This is a genomic window from Bacillus cereus group sp. BfR-BA-01383 (assembly GCF_022663495.1).
In the GTDB taxonomy this organism is placed as follows: domain Bacteria; phylum Bacillota; class Bacilli; order Bacillales; family Bacillaceae_G; genus Bacillus_A; species Bacillus_A cereus_AU.
Genome location: NZ_JAKUFP010000009.1, coordinates 113240 through 133867, shown reverse-complemented (window position 1 = coordinate 133867; position 20628 = coordinate 113240). Strand labels below are relative to the sequence as shown.

The window sequence follows — 20628 nt, the reverse complement described above, 5'->3', positions numbered from 1 at the left end:
CTTGCACCCTAGTCTTACATGACTAGGGTATTTTTATACAAATGTTGTTATAAAAATTCATAAGTGCTATCATAAAAATCAGAAAGATGAGGGATGACGATGAGCCATTTGTTAACGATGAGTGAATTATCGGAGCAAGAAATTTCAGAAATCCTAAAAGACGCAGAAGATTTTGCGAATGGAAAAGAGAGAAAAACAACAGAGCAAACATTTGTAGCAAACTTGTTCTTTGAAAATAGTACGAGAACGAGATTTAGCTTCGAAGTTGCTGAGAAGAGATTAGGACTTGACGTGTTAAACTTTTCAGCAGATTCATCTAGCGTACAAAAAGGAGAAACGTTATACGACACGATAAGAACACTAGAATCAATCGGAACAAAAGCAGTGGTCATTCGCCATGAGCAGGATCGTTACTTCGATGAGCTAAAAGATCAGGTAAATATCCCAATTTTAAACGCAGGTGATGGATGTGGAAATCATCCAACGCAATGTTTACTAGACCTTTTAACGATTAAACAAGAGTTTGGAAGTTTTGAAGGATTGAAGATTGCGATAGTTGGAGATGTTCGTCATAGCCGTGTAGCACGTTCTAATGCAGAAGCGTTAACGAAACTTGGTGCAACAATTTACTTTGCGAGCCCAGAAGAATGGAAAGATGAAGAGAACGCATTTGGAACTTACAAAGACTTAGATGAACTTGTTCCAGAAGTGGATGTAATGATGTTACTTCGTGTACAACATGAGCGCCATGATCATTATGAAACAGACATTATGAAAGAATATCATGAGAAACATGGATTAACAGTAGAAAGAGAAAAGCGTATGAAAAAAGGAAGCATTATTATGCATCCAGCTCCTGTAAACCGTGATGTTGAAATTGCAAGTGTGCTTGTTGAGTGTGAGCGTTCACGCATATTCAAACAAATGGAAAATGGAGTTTACGTAAGAATGGCTGTACTAAAACGCGCCTTACCAAATGTATTAGGAGGAATGAAACATGAATTACTTGTTTAAAAATGGTCGTTATATGAATGAAGAAGGAAAAATCGTAGCAACAGATCTTCTCGTACAAGACGGTAAAATTGCGAAAGTAGCAGAAAATATTACGGCAGATAATGCTGAAGTAATCGATGTGAACGGAAAGTTAATCGCACCTGGATTAGTAGATGTACACGTACATCTTCGTGAACCAGGTGGTGAACATAAAGAAACAATTGAAACAGGTACACTTGCAGCAGCAAAAGGTGGATTTACAACAATTTGCGCAATGCCAAACACACGTCCAGTGCCAGATTGCAGAGAACATATGGAAGACCTGCAAAAACGTATTCAAGAAAAAGCGCATGTCAACGTACTACCATACGGAGCAATTACAGTACGCCAAGCAGGTTCTGAAATGACAGATTTCGAAACGTTAAAAGAACTTGGAGCATTTGCTTTCACTGATGACGGTGTAGGCGTACAAGATGCAAGCATGATGTTAGCTGCTATGAAGCGTGCAGCGAAACTGAATATGGCAGTAGTTGCACACTGTGAAGAAAATACACTTATTAATAAAGGTTGTGTACATGAAGGGAAGTTTTCTGAGAAACACGGATTAAACGGTATCCCATCAGTATGTGAATCTGTACATATTGCAAGGGATATCTTGCTTGCTGAAGCGGCAGATTGTCACTATCACGTATGTCACGTAAGTACGAAAGGATCTGTACGTGTAATCCGTGATGCAAAACGAGCTGGAATTAAAGTAACAGCAGAAGTAACACCGCATCACTTAGTGTTATGTGAAGATGATATCCCATCAGCTGATCCAAACTTCAAAATGAACCCACCGCTTCGTGGAAAAGAAGATCACGCAGCGTTAATTGAAGGGTTGCTAGATGGAACAATCGATATGATCGCAACTGATCATGCACCGCATACAGCGGAAGAGAAAGCACAAGGAATTGAAAGAGCGCCATTCGGAATTACTGGTTTCGAAACAGCATTCCCACTTCTATACACAAACCTTGTGAAAAAAGGAATTATTACACTAGAGCAGTTAATTCAATATTTAACAGAAAAGCCAGCTGATACATTCGGCTTAGAAGCAGGTCGCCTGAAAGAAGGTAGAGCAGCTGATATTACAATCATTGATTTAGAACAAGAAGAAGAGATTGACCCAACAACATTCTTATCAAAAGGAAAAAATACACCATTCGCAGGTTGGAAATGCCAAGGATGGCCGGTAATGACAATCGTTGGTGGTAAGATCGCATGGCAAAAGGAGAGTGCATTAGTATGAAAAGACAACTTATCTTAGAAGATGGAACAGTATTAATTGGAAAAGGTTTCGGAGGAGAAATCGAAAAGTCAGGTGAGGTTGTATTTACAACAGGAATGACTGGATATCAAGAAACATTATCTGATCCATCATATTGCGGTCAAATCGTAACATTTACGTACCCATTAATCGGAAACTACGGCATTAACCGTGACGATTTTGAATCAATTCACCCGTCTGTAAATGGTTTAATTGTAAACGAAATTTGTCATCACCCATCAAACTTCCGTAATGAAATTTCGTTAAATGATTATTTAAAAGAAAGAAACATCCCAGGATTGGCAGGAATTGATACGAGAAAATTAACGAGAAAAATCCGTCAATACGGTACATTACGCGGACGTCTTTGTAACATGGATGTGGATGTAGAGGACATCGTTAGCCAATTGAAAGCAACTGTCTTTACAGATCATGTAAAACGCGTATCAACAAAAGATCCATATCCAAGTCCAGGCCGTGGTCATCGCGTTGTACTTGTAGACTTCGGAATGAAACATGGTATTTTACGAGAATTAAATAAGCGTGACTGTGATGTAATTGTAGTACCTTACAATACAACAGCAGAAGAGATTTTACGCCTTAGCCCAGATGGAATTATGTTAAGTAATGGACCTGGGGATCCAAAAGATGTACCAGAAGCAATTGAAATGTTAAAAGGCATCATCGGTAAAGTTCCTTTATTCGGAATTTGCTTAGGACATCAATTGTTCGCTCTAGCATCTGGTGCAAATACAAGTAAGTTAAAATTCGGTCACCGTGGTTTAAATCATCCAGTGAAAAATCTTGCAACTGGAAAAGTAGCAATTACTTCTCAAAACCATGGTTATGCAGTAGAAGAAGAATCAGTTGAAAATACAGAGCTTGAAATTACACATGTTGCTTTAAATGATGGAACGGTAGAAGGTCTTCGTCATACGAAGTTCCCAGCATTTACAGTGCAATACCACCCAGAAGCTTCAGCAGGACCAGAAGATGCAAATGATTTATTCGAAGATTTCTTAGAAATGATTGAAAACTTCAAGAAAGAAGGGGAAGAGTTATGCCAAAACGCCTAGACATTAACACAATTTTAGTAATCGGATCAGGACCAATTGTAATTGGGCAAGCAGCAGAGTTTGACTACTCTGGTACACAAGCTTGTCAATCTCTTAGAGAAGAAGGTTACAAAGTAATCCTTGTTAACTCTAACCCAGCAACAATTATGACAGATACTGCGACAGCAGATAAAGTATATATAGAACCATTAACATTAGAATTCGTAAGCCGTATCATTCGTAAAGAACGTCCAGATGCAATTCTACCAACATTAGGTGGTCAAACTGGCTTAAATATGGCTGTTGAACTTGCGAAATCAGGCATACTTGAAGAGTGCGGAGTTGAAATTTTAGGAACAAAGTTATCAGCAATCGAGCAAGCTGAGGATCGTGATTTATTCCGTACATTAATGCAGGAATTAAATGAACCAATTCCATCTAGTACGATTATTCATACGCTAGAAGAAGCATATGAATTTGTAAAAGAAATTGGTTATCCAGTTATTGTTCGCCCAGCATTTACAATGGGGGGAACAGGTGGCGGAATCTGTAGTAATGAAGAAGAACTAATTGAAATCGTATCAGGTGGATTAAAACATAGTCCAGTAACACAATGTTTATTAGAAAAGAGCATTGCTGGTTGTAAGGAAATTGAATATGAAGTAATGCGTGATTCGAATGATAACGCGATTGTAGTATGTAACATGGAAAATATCGATCCAGTTGGGGTTCACACAGGTGATTCTATCGTTGTAGCACCGAGCCAAACATTAAGTGACCGTGAGTATCAGATGTTACGAAACACTTCATTACGAATTATTCGCGCATTAGGAATTGAAGGTGGATGTAACGTTCAGCTTGCACTTGATCCACATAGCTTCCAATACTATGTAATCGAAGTAAACCCGCGTGTAAGTCGTTCATCTGCACTAGCATCTAAAGCAACTGGATATCCAATTGCGAAGCTAGCGGCAAAAATTGCAGTCGGTTTAACATTAGATGAAATTATAAATCCAGTAACACAAAAAACATACGCTTGCTTCGAGCCAGCATTAGACTATGTTGTTTCAAAAATTCCACGTTGGCCATTTGATAAGTTTGAATCAGCAAACAGAACACTTGGTACACAAATGAAGGCAACTGGTGAAGTTATGTCAATCGGACGTAACTTAGAGCAATCATTATTAAAAGCGGTTCGTTCTTTAGAACTAGGTATCTATCACTTAGAATTAGATCACTTAAAAGAGCTTGATAAAGAGACAATGAAAAAACGCATTATAAAAGCTGATGATGAGAGATTGTTTATTGTAGCAGAAGCAATCCGTCAAGGTGTAACGAAAGAAGAAATTAATTCATGGTGTGAAATGGACTTCTTCTTCCTACAAAAAGTTGAAAACATCGTAAACATGGAACGCGAAGTAAAAGAAAATGTAGGAAATATGGAAGTGTTACAATCTGCGAAAGAAATGGGCTTCAGTGATCATTACATCGCCAATGCTTGGAACAAAACAGAGCGTGAAATTTACGATATGCGTAAAGAAAGCAATATGACTCCTGTTTATAAAATGGTAGATACTTGTGCGGCAGAGTTTGAATCTGCAACACCATACTACTACAGCACATATGGTGACGAGAATGAATCGGTTATAACAGATCGTAAGAGTGTGGTTGTACTAGGGTCTGGTCCAATCCGTATCGGTCAAGGTGTGGAGTTTGACTACGCAACAGTTCACTCTGTATGGGCAATTAAAGAAGCTGGATATGAGGCAATCATTGTTAATAACAACCCAGAAACAGTTTCAACAGACTTCAGTATTTCTGACAAATTATACTTTGAACCATTAACAATCGAAGATGTAATGCACATTATCGATTTAGAAAAACCAGAAGGTGTTATCGTCCAATTCGGTGGACAAACGGCAATTAACTTAGCAGCTAAATTAGAAGAACACGGTGTGAAAATCTTAGGAACATCACTTGAAGATTTAGACCGTGCAGAAGATCGTGATAAGTTCGAAGCAGCTCTAACAAAGCTTGGTATCCCGCAACCAGTTGGTAAAACAGCAACAACTGTAGAGCAAGCGGTAGCAATCGCTGATAAAATTGGTTACCCAGTATTAGTAAGACCATCTTACGTACTTGGTGGACGTGCGATGGAAATCGTATATCGTCAAGAAGAACTGCTGCACTACATGAAGAACGCGGTTAAAGTTCACGCAGATCACCCAGTATTAATCGACCGTTACATGGTTGGTAAAGAAATTGAAGTAGATGCAATTTCAGATGGTGAAAATGTATTCATTCCAGGTATTATGGAACATATTGAACGTGCTGGAGTTCACTCTGGTGACTCAATTGGAGTATATCCACCACAAAGCTTATCTGAAAAACTAAAAGAACAAATTATTGAACATACAATTGCACTTGGAAAAGGTTTAAACATTGTTGGATTACTAAATATCCAGTTTGTAGTATTCGAAGAGCAAGTGTATGTAATTGAAGTAAATCCACGTGCGAGCCGTACAGTACCATTCTTAAGTAAAATTACAGGTGTACCGATGGCGAATGTCGCAACGAAAGTTATTTTAGGTCAAGATTTAGTAGAGCAAGGATACGGAACTGGCTATCACCCAGAAGAGAAAGAAGTATATGTAAAAGCGCCGGTATTCTCATTTGCGAAATTACGCTCAGTTGATACAACATTAGGACCTGAAATGAAATCGACAGGGGAAGTAATGGGTAAAGACTTAACACTTGAAAAAGCATTATACAAAGGGCTAGTTGCTTCTGGAATTAATATTCCAACGCACGGATCAGTAATCATTACTGTAGCGGATAAAGATAAAGAAGAGGCGATGGAAATTGCAAAACGTTTCCACGAAATCGGCTACAACTTATTAGCAACAGCTGGAACAGCACAATCGTTAGCAGAGCAAAATATTCCAGTGCAAGTTGTAAACAAAATTGATTCTGAAGAATACAACTTACTTGATATTATCCGTCAAGGAAAAGCACAGTTTGTAATCAATACATTAACAAAAGGAAAACAGCCAGCGCGTGATGGTTTCCGCATTCGCCGTGAATCAGTAGAAAATGGTGTGGCTTGCTTAACATCACTTGATACAACGAGAGCAATCTTACGAGTATTAGAATCTATGACATTCTCAGCTCATTCAATGAAAGAAATTACGCAAACAAAGCGTCACGAGGTGGTACATGCATGATGCAAAAGCAAAATATGATCGTCGTTAACCAAAAAGAAATCGCAAAAAACATTTACGAATTAGTGCTTCAAGGAACGTTAGTACAGCAAATGAACGAACCAGGACAGTTTGTACACATTAAGGTAGCAGAGGGCATTGCGCCCCTTCTGCGCCGCCCAATTAGTATTTGTAATGTAGATCAAGAGAAGAACGAATTTACAATGCTATATCGTGCGGAAGGACAAGGGACAAAAACATTAGCAACTAGAAAACAAGGTGAAATGGTAGATGTACTAGGACCACTAGGACACGGTTTTCCTGTAGAAGAAGCGGAAGCTGGACAAACAGCTTTATTAGTAGGCGGGGGAATTGGTGTACCACCACTTTATGAATTATCACAGCGCCTCGTTGCAAAAGGTGTACGTGTGATTCACATCTTAGGTTTTCAAACGAAAGATGTTGTTTTCTATGAAGAAAAATTCGCAGAACTTGGTGATACGTATGTTGCGACAGTAGATGGTACACACGGTACACAAGGATTTGTCACAGATGTAATTGATAATTACGGAATTGACTTTGACATTCTTTATTCATGTGGCCCGTTAGCGATGCTTCGTGCATTAGAAGGACGTTACAAAGAGAAAAAAGCCTATATTTCATTAGAAGAACGTATGGGTTGTGGTATTGGAGCTTGTTTCGCATGTGTATGCCACTTGCAAGAAGATCCAAGTGGACATTCTTACAAGAAGGTGTGTAGCGACGGACCAGTATTTCCAATCGGGGAGGTTGTACTATGAACAGATTGCAAGTTGAATTACCAGGATTATCATTAAAAAATCCAATTATACCGGCATCTGGATGCTTTGGATTTGGTCGTGAATATGCACAGTTTTACGATTTAAGTGTACTAGGATCAATCATGATTAAAGCGACGACAGAACAACCACGCTATGGAAATCCGACGCCTCGTGTTGCTGAAACACCAGGCGGCATGTTAAATGCCATCGGACTTCAAAACCCAGGGCTAGAAAAAGTAATGAATTCTGAATTACCTTTTCTCGAGCAATTTGACCTTCCGATTATTGCAAACGTTGCAGGTTCACAAGCTGAGGATTACGTAGCAGTTGCAAAGGAAATTTCTAAAGCGCCTAATGTCCATGCACTAGAATTAAATATTTCTTGTCCAAACGTAAAAACAGGTGGTATCGCCTTTGGTACAAATCCTGAAATTGCTGCTGATTTAACGAAGCGAGTAAAAGAGGTTTCTGAAGTGCCTGTATATGTAAAGTTGTCACCGAACGTGGCAAACATTGTGGAAATTGCAAAAGCGATTGAAAATGCAGGTGCAGACGGTTTAACGATGATTAATACATTGCTTGGTATGCGTCTAGATTTAAAAACAGCTAAACCAATTTTAGCAAACCGTACAGGCGGACTATCAGGTCCTGCGATTAAGCCAGTAGCAATTCGTATGGTACATGAGGTAAGCCAAGCGGTTAACATTCCGATTATTGGAATGGGTGGTATTGAAACAGCTGAAGATGTAATTGAATTCTTCTACGCTGGTGCAAGTGCAGTTGCAGTAGGTACAGCGAACTTTATCGATCCGTTCGTATGTCCGACAATTATTGAAGAATTACCAGCATTACTAGATGAATTAGGATTTGATCACATTTCGGAATGTCAAGGAAGGAGCTGGAAGCAAACATGTCACAGTCGTTAATCGTTGCACTAGATTTTCCAGGGAAACAAGATGTAGAACAATTTTTACACCACTTTGAAGGGGAAGAGTTATTTGTCAAAGTTGGTATGGAGTTATTTTACAAAGAAGGCCCTGCAATTATTACGTACTTAAAAGAAAAAGGACATAAAATCTTTCTAGATTTAAAACTTCATGATATTCCGAATACAGTAAAAAGCGCTATGCGTAGCCTAGCTAGTCTAGAGGTTGATATGGTAAATGTTCATGCTGCTGGGGGAAGTAGCATGATGAAAGCTGCGATTGAGGGATTAGAGGAAGGTAAGCAAGAAGGAAAAGAGAGACCGATTTGTATTGCAGTTACACAACTAACAAGCACTTCGGAAGCTATGATGAAAAAAGAGATCGGCATTGAGAAAACGTTAGAAGAAGCGGTTGCTCATTATGCAAAATTAACGAAAGAAAGTGGACTTGATGGCGTTGTTTGTTCAACACTTGAAGTTCCAAAATTACGTGAAGTATGCGGAAATGAATTTGTAACAGTAACACCGGGGATTCGTCTTGCTAGTGATGATGTAAATGATCAAGTGCGCGTAGCAACACCGAAACGTGCGAGGGAACTTGGCTCAAGCTATATCGTAGTTGGACGTAGTATTACAAAAGCAGAAAATCCGCTTGAAGCGTATAAAACAGTAAAACAACAGTGGGAAGGTGTAACAGTATGAAAAAAGAAATCGCATCGCATTTATTAGAAATTGGAGCAGTATTTTTACAACCGAATGATCCATTCACGTGGTCTTCTGGTATGAAATCACCAATTTATTGTGATAATCGTTTAACTTTATCTTATCCAAAAGTACGCCAAGCGATTGCAGCTGGATTAGAAGAGTTAATTAAAGAGCACTTCCCAGCTGTAGAAGTTATTGCAGGAACAGCAACTGCTGGTATTGCTCACGCTGCATGGGTAAGCGATCGTATGGATTTACCAATGTGCTACGTACGTAGTAAAGCAAAAGGTCACGGTAAAGGGAACCAAATCGAAGGAAAAGCTGAAGAAGGTCAAAAAGTAGTAGTAGTAGAAGACTTAATTTCAACTGGTGGTAGTGCAATTACATGTGTAGAAGCACTTCGCGAAGCTGGCTGTGAAGTATTAGGAATCGTATCAATCTTCACATACGAGCTTGAGTCAGGAAAAGAGAAACTAGAAGCAGCAAACGTAGCGTCATATTCTTTAAGTGACTACAGCGCATTAACTGAAGTTGCAGCAGAAAAAGGTATGATCGGACAAGCTGAAACGAAAAAATTACAAGAGTGGCGTAAAAATCCAGCTAACGAAGCTTGGATCACAGCGTAACACGAAAAAAGACGACCGCGGGGGAACGCGGTCGTTTTTTTATATAAATTCAAGTAAAGTTCCATCAATATCAAAGAAAATCATATTAAAATCCCCTTATTAACAACTACTTATTACTTTCTACAACTTCATATCCTCTCACAAACAAGAGAGTCATATAAGAAACAATAAATGAGAAGATACTATACATACCAACCCAAAAGAAAAATTTTGAAGTAAAGGCGAAAACACCTATTATTAAAAAACTAGCAAACGTTACAATCGGCATTACGTAATATGTTTTCGTTCTACGTGTTCCAATAACAGAAACGATAAAGGTAAGTAATGGACAAATTAATAAGACGAAAATCAATTCATTCATAGTTATGTCCCCTTTTCTAATTGCAGTAATCTGTTTTTCGTAAACGTTTTAAAAGAATTACTCTCCTAATATAATTTCGCTAAGTAATAACTAATCCCTTTTGAAAGTCAGTACATTATGATGAATTGTACAATAAAAAAACGTAAGCAAGAGAATATTTGCTTACGTTATAGGATAAACATCGCAACGATCGTGGTGACAATTAAACCAATTACAACTGGTAAAAAGTTTCGGCGTGCAAGTTCAAATGGATCTACTTTACAAATAGCAGCGGCAGGAATAAGCGCCCAAGGAATTAAGGTTCCGCCCCCGGTCCATATAGCTGCAATTTGCCCGAGTGCTGTTAATGTAGCTGTTCCATGGCCAAGTGCTGTTCCGAAAAGATTGGCAATTGAACCAGCGAGTGATATACCTGAAAAACCAGATCCATCCAAGCCTGTTATAACACCAACGATAGTTAATGTCCCAGCTGATACATATTGATTTAAAGGAACCGTTTGAGATAATGCGATTCCTAAGTCGTTTATGATTCCATGTGAACCTTTCGGTAAATAGTCTCCAATAATTTTTACAAATCCACTATCCCCTAAATAAAAAAGTGCTGCAATCGGAATAACTGGACCAAAAATTTTAAATCCAAATTGGAGCCCTTCTATAAAATAATCGGTCGTTTTATTTAGGCCATTTCCTTTGTAGGCGATGAGAGAAATGATAATAATCATAATAACTGTCGTTCCGCCGATAAGCGCTGTAGCATCGCTTCCTTGTAGTTTAAACTGCATCATACAAAGGATATCAATGATATATACGATAGGGATACATATAGCGAGCCATTTCTTTATGCGAGGAGATAAAAAAATAGTAGTTTTAGATGGTTCAGTTGATGAAGAGGAATTTTGCAACGATAATCCTGTATGAAATTCTTTTCGTAAGAAGAAAAAAGCGACAGAAGTTGTAACAACGCCCATAACAATAACGAGGGGAACACTTGCAGATACGACACTGGAAACAGGGAGACCAGCAGCGTCCGCTGTTAATTTCGGAGCACCTTGAATAACGAAGTCGCCAGATAAGGCGATGCCGTGTCCAAATAAGTTCATAGCAATTGCGACTCCAATCGGAGGAAGGCCGACGCGTACAGCGACTGGTAATAAAATAGCTCCCATTAAGGCGACAGCAGGAGAGGGCCAAAAGAAGAAAGAAATTGTCATCATTAAAAGACCGATAATCCAGTAGGCGAGGGTAGGGGTACGAATCATCTTTGTAAACGGTGAAATCATCGTATCATTTATGCCGGTATGAACGAGTAGATTGCTCATTGATACGATAATGAAGATGATTAATATAGTTGGTAATAATTCAGTAATGGCGTAAATGAAACTTTGAAAAATACCGCTAATGGCAAGAGGGATAGAACTTGTTGCGGTTAGTGCTAACAAAAAGATAAAAACGATACAAATAATCGTCGTATCTTTTCGAAGAATAAAGAAGGTAATGATAGTCAGTAAACAAAGAACATAGAGAGCATGTAAAAGCGTTAATTCAACTCCCATAACATTCACATCCTTTAGGCGTTCGTGTAGTTCATTGTATGAAAGCGGTGAAAGTATGTGAGTATAGGAAAAAGAATAAAAATGAAATTTCATGTACTGTAAATGAATAAAAGAAAATGCCACCTTATTCGGTGGCACTTCCTTATTTCACTGCATGAGCTTTTTGCATCTTCTTAATCAAACGAATTTGTCCGCGGTGATTGATCTCATCTTCAAATACGTGGAACCATTTGAAATAATTGTTAGCTGGTTTGTCATACCAAAAATCTGTCGTTTTAAATAGCCATTCATCAGGTAACGATTGAAAAGTTTCAATCGTTTTGGAACGTACTTCTTGCAATGTATTGATGTAAAATTCCATAGAGTTTCCTTTTATTTTCTCACGTCCAAGATTCCCTAGCTCGACGCCAGGTAACCACCGCTCTAATTCGGCGTCTGTTGGTTCACGGTCTTCAAAAGTATGAATCTGGTAGTAAAATTCAACAGCAGCCATATGGTACAATAGCATGCCGATTGAATTTGCTTCATCATCATATAAATAATCAAGTTCTTCAATTGTTAAACCTTCCACCGCTTGCATCGTTGTGTAACGAGCGTAATTCATCATGGAAACAAGTTTTGAAAATTCAACTTGTAAACCATCTATTTTATCGATTACAAAGTTCAATTAAAATTCCCCCTCTTTAGACGAATACTCCAGAGTAGGAATTCTATGTGCGAAGGGAAATTCCTGTTAAAAAGTTCATAATTTTAACAAGGAATAACAATTAGCTCTCTATTTGATTTTGTAATAACTTCATATCCGTCTTTTGTAATGACGATATCGTCTTCAATTCTACAACCGCCCCAGTTTGGTATGTAAATACCTGGTTCTACTGTAACAACCATACCTTCTTCTAAAGTAGCTTTACTTTCTTGGGATAGGCGAAGAGGTTCGTGTATTTCTAAACCAAGACCGTGCCCCGTAGAGTGACCAAAATATTGACCATATCCATGTTCTGTAATGTAATTTCTCGTTACATCATCGATACTTTTCGCAGTTTCTCCAGGCTTAATTGCTTCCGTTCCGCGTTTTAATGCTTCTCGTACAACATTGTATATTTTTTTGAATTCCTCTGATGGCTCGCCGATTGCTATAGTACGTGTTATATCGGAACAATAACCATTGTAAAGTGCACCGAAATCTAATGTAACGATATCGCCATGCTCGATTATTTTATCAGATGCAACTCCATGAGGAAGTGACGAACGAACGCCAGAAGCTACAATGATTTGGAATGATGAAGATGTAGCGCCTTTTTTTCGCATGAAAAATTCTAATTCATCTCTTACATCATTTTCGCTTATTCCTGGTTTTAGAAATGTAAGGATGTGGTGAAATGCATCGTCAGCGATAGTAGCTGCAATTTTCATTGTTTCTATTTCGGGTGTGTCTTTAATAAGGCGAATATTTTCAATGATTTCGCAAACTGGAACCATTTCCGTATGTATATATTTTTGTAGTTTCTTAAATTGTTGCAGAGTTATATTGTTTTCTTCAATGCCAAGTTTTTGGATATTTAATTTTGATACTTGATTTGCAACTTCTTTTTCTAAATTCCCATTATGCATAATGATTTCAGCTTCTTTTATTTGTGATTTTGCTTGATCTACATAGCGGAAATCAGTTATAAAAACAGCTGTATCCGCAGAGATTAAGACGACGCCAGCACTACCTGTAAAGTCTGTTGCATATTGGCGATTTTCTTTCTTTGTAATGAGTAACCCGTCAATCCCATAGTTTTGTAGTTGTTTTTGGATTTTATTAATTTGTAAAGTCATGTTAATTCCTCCCCCTATTCACAGTATTGAATAAAGCAAATAGCGTGCCAAAAAATATCTTTAGAGAAAAGATAGTGAGAATTACATATGTTTTAGAGAAAATAAGCAATTTAGCCCATTATTTGTGGACGGTGGGCTACTCGTGAAATACATATTCCTTCAATTAGCAGTGGGAGAATGAAAAAACATCCACTCAAGACTCACTTTCTTTACACACTGTAAAAAAATTTATACAAATATGAAGTAGCGTTGTCAAATTTTTTGACAATATTGAAGTTAGAAAAGGAAATTAGAGTTAAAGCAATTGCTACGGATGAAAATAATGGAACGATGAGATATATCGAAGCTGCAGATGAAAAATATAAGATGACAAAAGAAAGATGTTATGAATTAGTGAATGGATATATGAACTAGAAAATAATAAAAAAATGCGTCGCTTGCAAGCAACGCATTTTTTAATGTTTATGCTTTTAATTTCATTACAGTATCAGCATCCGGTGTTACATATACAGTTTGCTGATTGTCGTACGTAACAAAACCAAGTTTTGCACCACTCGGTTTTTTGACATGACGTATTTTCGTGAAATCAACAGGTACAGAGCTAGACTCTTTTGCTTTGCTGTAATACGCAGCAATTTTTGCAGCTTCCAGTAAAGTTTCTTCAGCAGGTTCTAAAGAACGAATGACAACGTGAGAACCAGGTATGTCTTTCGTATGTAACCAAATTTCATCACGACGGGCAAATTTCGTTGTTAAATAATCATTTTGCTTATTGTTTTTACCAACGAAAATCTCTGTACCGTCACTAGCTAAATATTTATCCAATACTGGTTTTGTAGGCTTTTTCTTTGCGTTTTTCGTCTTACGATTCCGCATATAACCTTCTTCAGCTAGCTCCTCACGAATTTCCTCAATATCTTTTGAAGAAGCAGCTTCCATTTGTTGAAGTAAGCTATCAAAATAAAGGATTTCTTCATCTGTTTTTTCGATTTGTTCTTCTACAACTACAACCGAATTTTTTGCTTTTTGGTACTTTTGGAAGTAACGTTGCGCATTTTCAGATGGTGTTTTTAAAGGATCTAATGTGATTTTTACAGTTCCGCCATTTTCATCGTAATAATTAACGACCTCAATATCTTTATCACCTTTTTTTAAAGCATACATATTGGCTGTAAGTAGTTCTCCAAATAGTTGATATTTATCTGCTTTTCCAGCATCTTGTAATGTTTTTTCTAGTTTGATGAGTTTTTTCTCATTTTTGTTTTTTTCGTTTTGCATGAAGCGTTCTAAATCATGAGCTTGCTGCTTTACACGGTCGCGCTCTGCTTTTCCGAAAAAGAAACGGTCTAACAATTCACTAACAGATGAGAAAGTTTTTTCTTCTCCGTGTAAGTGTGTAAGTGAGAAAAGATAAAAGAATTCTTTCCCGTTTGCAGTAATCATCGTTGGTGTATATGTATGAGTTAGTAATGGTTTTTGTATGGAGAAAAATGCTTCAGATAAAGCTTTTTCATTTACCATACCTGCTCTTTTCACAACTTCTTTTGCAAATAACGGTGATATTCCTGTAAAAGTGCCGACAAGCTGTTTATCCATGTTTCCAGATAGAAAGTCTAGAGGTCTAATAAATTCAGCATCTGTTTCAATCTGAAGTGGGTTAATTTTATGTTGTGCTGGCGGTGCAATATATTCGGCTCCAGCGTATACAGTTCGATGTCGGTTTACTGCTAAAGAAACGTGTTTTAAGCTATCTAAAATATTATTTGTTTTTGTATCTACTAAAATGATGTTACTATGTCGTCCCATTATTTCAATTACTAATGTTTTTTGTGATTCGTCACCAATTTCATTTCTGCTGCGCACTGTGATTTGAATAATGCGTTCTAAATCGATTTGTTCTATTTTTTCAATGAACCCACCTTCTAAATGCTTACGGAGAAGCATACAGAACATTGGCGGAAGTGCAGGTGAATCGTAATTTTGATTTGTTAAGTGTAACCGCGCATATGTCGGGTGAGCGGAGAGAATCAGTTTTTGGTTCTTTCCGTTTGCTCGAATATGTAATAAAATTTCGTATTTTGAAGGTTGATATATTTTTGAAATTCTTCCCGTGTAAAGAGAATTTGCAATTTCATGTGTAATCGCTCTTGTAAATAATCCATCGAATGCCATAAATGAACACTCCTTTCTAACTAAAAGTTAATTATAGCATTTTTTTGGACGAGGCTGAATAAGCTTTCAATAGAGTATGTCTGGAATCAGGAGGTCGATAGTAGGATGAACTGGTATGGAATGCGGGCACATGAAGTGGAAGAAAGAACGAATACGAATGTGAAGGTTGGACTTACGGAGAAAGAAGCAGAAGGGCGAATCAAGAAATTTGGTACAAATGAATTAGATGAAGCAAAAAGGCCTTCTGCACTAATGGTATTTTTAGCGCAATTTAAAGATTTTATGGTACTCGTTTTGTTTGGCGCAACAATTGTTTCTGCTTTTTTAGGTGAATATATTGATTCTATCGCTATTGTTGCCATTGTTATTATCAATGGTATTCTCGGTTTTTTTCAAGAAAGAAAAGCCGAAAAATCATTGGAAGCCTTAAAAGAGCTAGCCGCCCCGCAAGTTACTGTACTGCGGAATGGAAAGTGGGTAAAGGCACCATCTAAAGCGCTTGTTTTAGGTGATGTTATTAAATTTTCCAGTGGCGATCGTATTGGGGCTGATGTACGTCTCGTTGAGGCATCTAGTTTATATATTGAAGAGTCTGCTTTGACAGGAGAGTCAGTACCTGTGCAAAAGAAGGTAGAAGTATTGCAGGGGCAAGACGTTTCAATTGGTGATCAAAAAAATATGGCTTTTATGGGTACGATGATTACGCGAGGATCTGGAACAGGGGTCGTTGTGGCAACTGGTATGAATACAGCGATGGGCCAAATTGCAAATATGTTACAAAATGCAGAGCAAATGGAAACACCACTACAAAGAAGGTTAGAGCAACTCGGAAAAATATTAATTATTGTGGCTCTTATTTTGACAGCGCTCGTTGTATTAGCCGGTGTGTATCAAGGGAATGAAGTATACCATATGTTTTTAGCAGGCGTGTCGCTAGCTGTTGCTGCTATTCCAGAAGGATTACCAGCAATCGTTACAGTAGCTTTATCGCTTGGTGTACAGCGTATGATAAAAAAGAGAGCGATTGTAAGGAAGTTACCAGCTGTAGAAACGTTAGGCTGCGCTTCTGTTATATGTTCTGATAAAACGGGAACAATGACGCAAAACAAAATGATGGTAACACATATGTGGTCAGGTGGAGAGTTATGGAAAGTGACAGGTCAAGGATACGAACCTAATGGATCTTTTATGAAAGGTGAAAAAGAAGTGGATCCAGCTAAGACAAAAGCACTTTATCAATTACTTACATTTGGTTCATTATGTAACAATGCAAATATTATTCAAAAGAAAAAGGCGTATGTGTTAGATGGAGATCCGACAGAAGGAGCGCTTGTAGCTGCAGCAATGAAAGCGGGGATTACGCGTGAGGCACTGAAAGGGAAATTTGAAATTATTCGTGAATTTCCATTCGATTCGACCCGAAAAATGATGAGTGTAATTGTGCGAGATCGAGAGGGGAAAAAGTTTGTTGTGACAAAAGGAGCACCAGATGTCCTTTTGCAAATGAGTCAAACGATCTTATGGGCGGATAAGCAGCAACCATTAAGTGAGTTGTATAGAAAAGAAGTACAGGCGGCTATTCATAGTTTAGGGAGTCAAGCACTTCGAACAATTGCAGTTGCATTTAAGCCATTAAAAGCAACTGACTCTATTGAGCATGAAAGAGACGTTGAAAAAGATTTTATGTTAGTCGGGATACAAGGAATGATTGATCCGCCAAGACCAGAGGTAGAACAGGCGGTAAAAGAGTGTAAAGAAGCTGGTATTCGAACAGTGATGATTACAGGAGATCATAAAGTGACAGCAATGGCAATTGCGGAACAATTAGGGGTTTTACCGACTGGTGGACGCGTTGTTGAAGGAGTAGAACTTGCGAATATGGATGTCGGGGAACTAGAAAATATTGTAGAAGATACGTATGTATTTGCTCGCGTATCACCTGAACATAAATTGAAAATTGTTAAGGCGCTGCAAAATAAAGGGCATATAGTAGCGATGACAGGTGATGGAGTGAACGATGCCCCGGCCATAAAAACAGCAGATATCGGGATAGCGATGGGAATTACAGGGACAGATGTTGCGAAAGAAGCTTCTTCACTTGTTTTGCTAGACGATAATTTTGCGACGATAAAATCAGCAATTAAAGAAGGCAGAAATATATACGAGAACATACGTAAGTTTATTCGATACTTACTAGCGTCAAACGTTGGAGAAATTTTAGTAATGCTATTTGCAATGTTACTTGCATTACCGCTGCCGATGGTTCCAATTCAAATTCTATGGGTGAATTTAGTTACTGACGGTTTACCAGCGATGGCATTGGGCTTGGATAAAGCTGAGGGAGATGTGATGAAGAGAACGCCGCGCCATCCGAAAGAAGGAGTATTCGCTAGAGGACTTGCGTGGAAAATTATTAGCCGAGGATTTCTCATTGGGGCAGTGACTTTAGTGGCGTTTATTATTGCATATAATCAACATCCAAATGAACTGAAATATGCGCAAACTGTAGCATTTGCGACGTTGGTGCTTGCTCAACTTATTCATGTGTTTGATTGTCGTAGTGAACATTCTGTCTTCCACCGCAATCCATTTGGGAACGTGTATTTAGTTGGAGCGGTTATCATTTCTTTACTGTTAATGCTAGTGGTTATATATTATCCACCGTTACAACCGATTTTTAGCACAATGCCAATACAAGCAAGAGATTGGTTGTTAATTGGAGGGTTGTCATCAATTCCGACTTTCTTACTAGTAGGATCTTTATTAACAGGGAAAAAAGGGAAGAAGAAAAAGCCAGTATTATATAAGAAGGGATTAAACTTCAAATAGTCAATGAAATGAAAATGTGATATAATTTACAGAAGGTAGTAGAGCCTTGTCTCTATTACCTTTTTCATTGAGTTATTTCATGGCTTGGATGTGATAAAGATGATTTGTAGTATGACGGGATTTGGAAGGTCAAAAGTAGAGAATGATACTTTTCAAATTACAGTAGAAATGAAGTCGGTGAACCATCGTTTTTTAGAAATGAGTGTTCGACTTCCGAAGCAAATGATAATGTTTGAAGACAAAATTCGTAAAATAATTGCTGAACAAGTTCGCCGTGGACGCATTGAAGTGTCCATTAGCATAGTGGGTGAAGGGCTTGTTGAAAGAAAATTAAGTGTGAATTGGGCGCTTCTCAAGCAGTACCAATCCATTATGGAAGATATAAAAGGAAAATTTCAATTACAAGATTCTATTACATTGCAACAACTAATGGCAATGCCAGAAGTAACGGCAATTGAAGAAGTAGAAAATGTAAATGAACAATTTGAGAACAGTTTATATGAGGCTGTTCGCCAAGCTGCTCAAATGTTAAAAACGATGAGAGATGGCGAAGGAGAACGATTACATAAAGATATAGCGTACCGTTTACAAGAGATTCATAATTGTGTAGATGCAATTATTCCACATGCACCAATTGTTACACAAAAATATCGTGAACGATTAGAAAATCGCTTAAAAGAATTACATAATCAAGATCTAGATGAACAAAGATTGCTAACAGAAGTCGCAATGTTTGCAGAGCGTTGTGATATTCATGAAGAGTTAGTTCGTTTGCAAAGTCATTTAGATCAATTTCATGAAACACTGCAGATTGAAGAGCCTGTTGGAAGGAAAATGGACTTCATCGTGCAAGAGATGCATAGAGAAATTAATACGATTGGTTCTAAGGCAAATGACTTAACAATTTCAAAATATGTTGTAGAAATGAAAAATAACCTTGAAAAAATTCGTGAACAAGTACAAAATATTGAGTAGCTTTCAAAAAATATATAAAGTTATACGTGGTGGAGAAATCGGAAAGACTTACTAGGAGGCGCAAACTATGGCCATGCGGTTTTTAAATATTGGATATGGTAATATTGTATCTGCCCATCGAATTATTGCTATTGTAAGTCCGGAGTCAGCTCCTATTAAACGAACAGTACAGGAAGCACGTGAACATAATGCTTTGCTTGATGCTACGTATGGGAGAAAAACAAGGGCGGTTATTGTTATGGATGATGGGCATGTTGTATTAAGTCCAATTCAACCAGAGACGATTGCACATCGTTTGAATAATAAAGAAGATTTAAGTGAGGAAGGGTAGGTTTTACATATTTATGAGAAGTAGAAGAGGATTGCTCATCGTTCTTTCAGGACCTTCGGGTGTCGGAAAAGGAACGGTTCGAAAAGAGCTGTTTAGCCATGAGGATACACGTTTTCAGTACTCTATTTCAGTAACGACACGTAAACCGCGTGAAGGTGAAGTAGATGGTGTGGATTATTTCTTTAAAGAGAGAGAAGAATTTGAAGAAATGATTCGTAATGAAAAATTACTTGAATGGGCTGAGTTCGTTGGTAATTATTACGGAACACCAATTGATTATGTTGAAAAAACATTACAAGAAGGAAAAGATGTGTTCTTAGAAATTGAAGTACAAGGGGCAATTCAAGTTAAGAAAGCCTTCCCTGAAGGTGTTTTTATTTTCTTAGCACCTCCAAGTTTATCTGAGCTAAAGAACCGAATTGTCGGTCGTGGTACAGAAACTGAAGATGTTATTGAAAATCGTTTAACTGTAGCGAAAGAAGAAATCGAAATGATGGACGCTTATGACTATGTTGTAGAAAACGATCAAGTTGAATTAGCTTGCGACAGAATTAAAGCAATTGTGGTTGGGGAACATTGCCGCCGCGAAAGAGTAGCAAAATATTATAAAGAAATGACGGAGGGTCTATAATTATGTTAAATCCATCAATTGACTCATTATTAACAAAAATCGATTCTAAATATACGCTTGTAACAGTAGCTGCAAAGCGTGCACGTGAAATGCAACTTGCAGACAATTGTGTTATTGAAAAGCCTGTTTCTCATAAATGTGTAGGTAAATCATTAGAAGAAATCGATGCAGAAGTATTAAAATATGTACCAAGTGAAGACAAAATAATCGATTAAGACCTTCTTTTCGACAAATTAAAACATAGACTTTATAATTTTCTATGTAACGGTAACAACCTATTTACAAGTAGGTTGTTATTTTTTTACGACAGAGCTGAAAAGAACTTGGATAAAGAAGAAACGA

The 20628-nt window shown here is 37.7% G+C and carries 18 protein-coding genes and 1 pseudogene; 14 read left to right on the top strand and 5 right to left on the bottom strand.

Annotated features, from left to right (window positions below; translation table 11 throughout):
* Positions 1-99: 99 nt before the first annotated feature.
* Genes pyrB through pyrE form a run of 8 tightly spaced genes read left to right on the top strand, consistent with a single transcriptional unit; the run spans position 100 to position 9613 of the window.
* Entirely contained in the window at positions 100-1014 is a 915-nt protein-coding gene (pyrB, locus tag MR065_RS11730) for an aspartate carbamoyltransferase (RefSeq protein ID WP_098267880.1), read from the top strand.
* A complete protein-coding gene (gene pyrC / locus MR065_RS11725) occupies positions 998-2284 on the top strand; it encodes a dihydroorotase (protein WP_242213779.1) in 1287 nt (428 codons plus the stop codon). Before pyrB ends, pyrC begins: the two co-directional genes overlap by 17 nt.
* Complete coding sequence (locus MR065_RS11720) at positions 2281-3378, top strand: carbamoyl phosphate synthase small subunit (RefSeq protein ID WP_242213778.1); 1098 nt, start codon at positions 2281-2283, stop codon at positions 3376-3378. The genes pyrC and MR065_RS11720 overlap by 4 nt, the downstream gene beginning before the upstream one ends.
* Positions 3363-6581: a carbamoyl-phosphate synthase large subunit gene (carB, locus tag MR065_RS11715; RefSeq protein ID WP_242213775.1), complete on the top strand. Its 3219-nt coding sequence runs from the start codon at positions 3363-3365 to the stop codon at positions 6579-6581. The genes MR065_RS11720 and carB overlap by 16 nt, the downstream gene beginning before the upstream one ends.
* Positions 6578-7357 carry a dihydroorotate oxidase B electron transfer subunit gene (pyrK, locus tag MR065_RS11710; RefSeq protein WP_242213773.1) on the top strand — a complete coding sequence of 260 codons (780 nt, stop codon included), beginning with the start codon at positions 6578-6580 and terminating at the stop codon, positions 7355-7357. The genes carB and pyrK overlap by 4 nt, the downstream gene beginning before the upstream one ends.
* Entirely contained in the window at positions 7354-8283 is a 930-nt protein-coding gene (pyrD, locus tag MR065_RS11705) for a dihydroorotate oxidase B catalytic subunit (protein WP_001081053.1), read from the top strand. The genes pyrK and pyrD overlap by 4 nt, the downstream gene beginning before the upstream one ends.
* A complete protein-coding gene (gene pyrF / locus MR065_RS11700) occupies positions 8268-8984 on the top strand; it encodes an orotidine-5'-phosphate decarboxylase (RefSeq protein ID WP_097830931.1) in 717 nt (238 codons plus the stop codon). The genes pyrD and pyrF overlap by 16 nt, the downstream gene beginning before the upstream one ends.
* On the top strand, positions 8981-9613 hold the full coding sequence (pyrE, locus tag MR065_RS11695) for an orotate phosphoribosyltransferase (protein WP_242213771.1): 633 nt from the start codon (positions 8981-8983) through the stop codon (positions 9611-9613). The genes pyrF and pyrE overlap by 4 nt, the downstream gene beginning before the upstream one ends.
* Positions 9614-9719: 106 nt before the next feature.
* Here the strand turns inward: pyrE and MR065_RS11690 are convergent, their stop codons facing one another.
* The 4 genes from MR065_RS11690 to MR065_RS11675 all read right to left on the bottom strand — a co-directional run bounded on the left by MR065_RS11690 (position 9720) and on the right by MR065_RS11675 (position 13348).
* A complete protein-coding gene (locus MR065_RS11690; RefSeq protein ID WP_242213769.1) occupies positions 9720-9974 on the bottom strand; it encodes a YbeF family protein in 255 nt (84 codons plus the stop codon).
* A 167-nt stretch (positions 9975-10141) separates the two neighbouring features.
* Positions 10142-11527, bottom strand: coding sequence for a hypothetical protein (locus MR065_RS11685; protein WP_242213767.1), 1386 nt, complete (start codon positions 11525-11527; stop codon positions 10142-10144).
* A 142-nt stretch (positions 11528-11669) separates the two neighbouring features.
* A complete protein-coding gene (locus MR065_RS11680) occupies positions 11670-12194 on the bottom strand; it encodes a DinB family protein (protein WP_242213765.1) in 525 nt (174 codons plus the stop codon).
* Between the two features lie 83 nt (positions 12195-12277).
* Positions 12278-13348, bottom strand: a complete 1071-nt coding sequence (locus tag MR065_RS11675; RefSeq protein ID WP_242213764.1) for a M24 family metallopeptidase — start codon at positions 13346-13348, stop codon at positions 12278-12280.
* Positions 13349-13627: 279 nt separating this feature from the next.
* Here MR065_RS11675 and MR065_RS11670 point away from each other — a divergent pair.
* Positions 13628-13762 (top strand): annotated as a pseudogene (locus tag MR065_RS11670) (lysozyme inhibitor LprI family protein); the annotation flags it as partial.
* 48 nt (positions 13763-13810) lie between these two features.
* On the opposite strand, the gene MR065_RS11665 reads toward MR065_RS11670, so the two are convergent.
* On the bottom strand, positions 13811-15520 hold the full coding sequence (locus MR065_RS11665; RefSeq protein ID WP_242213763.1) for an Rqc2 family fibronectin-binding protein: 1710 nt from the start codon (positions 15518-15520) through the stop codon (positions 13811-13813).
* Between the two features lie 105 nt (positions 15521-15625).
* Between MR065_RS11665 and MR065_RS11660 the strand changes: the two genes are divergently transcribed.
* The 5 genes from MR065_RS11660 to rpoZ all read left to right on the top strand — a co-directional run bounded on the left by MR065_RS11660 (position 15626) and on the right by rpoZ (position 20501).
* A complete protein-coding gene (locus MR065_RS11660; protein WP_242213762.1) occupies positions 15626-18349 on the top strand; it encodes a calcium-translocating P-type ATPase, SERCA-type in 2724 nt (907 codons plus the stop codon).
* A gap of 99 nt (positions 18350-18448) precedes the next feature.
* Positions 18449-19324, top strand: a complete 876-nt coding sequence (locus tag MR065_RS11655; RefSeq protein ID WP_097902967.1) for a YicC/YloC family endoribonuclease — start codon at positions 18449-18451, stop codon at positions 19322-19324.
* Between the two features lie 67 nt (positions 19325-19391).
* On the top strand, positions 19392-19655 hold the full coding sequence (gene remA / locus MR065_RS11650; protein WP_001251456.1) for an extracellular matrix/biofilm regulator RemA: 264 nt from the start codon (positions 19392-19394) through the stop codon (positions 19653-19655).
* A gap of 13 nt (positions 19656-19668) precedes the next feature.
* A complete protein-coding gene (gene gmk / locus MR065_RS11645; protein ID WP_001257739.1) occupies positions 19669-20286 on the top strand; it encodes a guanylate kinase in 618 nt (205 codons plus the stop codon).
* Between the two features lie 2 nt (positions 20287-20288).
* Positions 20289-20501: a DNA-directed RNA polymerase subunit omega gene (gene rpoZ / locus MR065_RS11640; RefSeq protein ID WP_097902966.1), complete on the top strand. Its 213-nt coding sequence runs from the start codon at positions 20289-20291 to the stop codon at positions 20499-20501.
* Positions 20502-20628 lie beyond the last annotated feature (127 nt).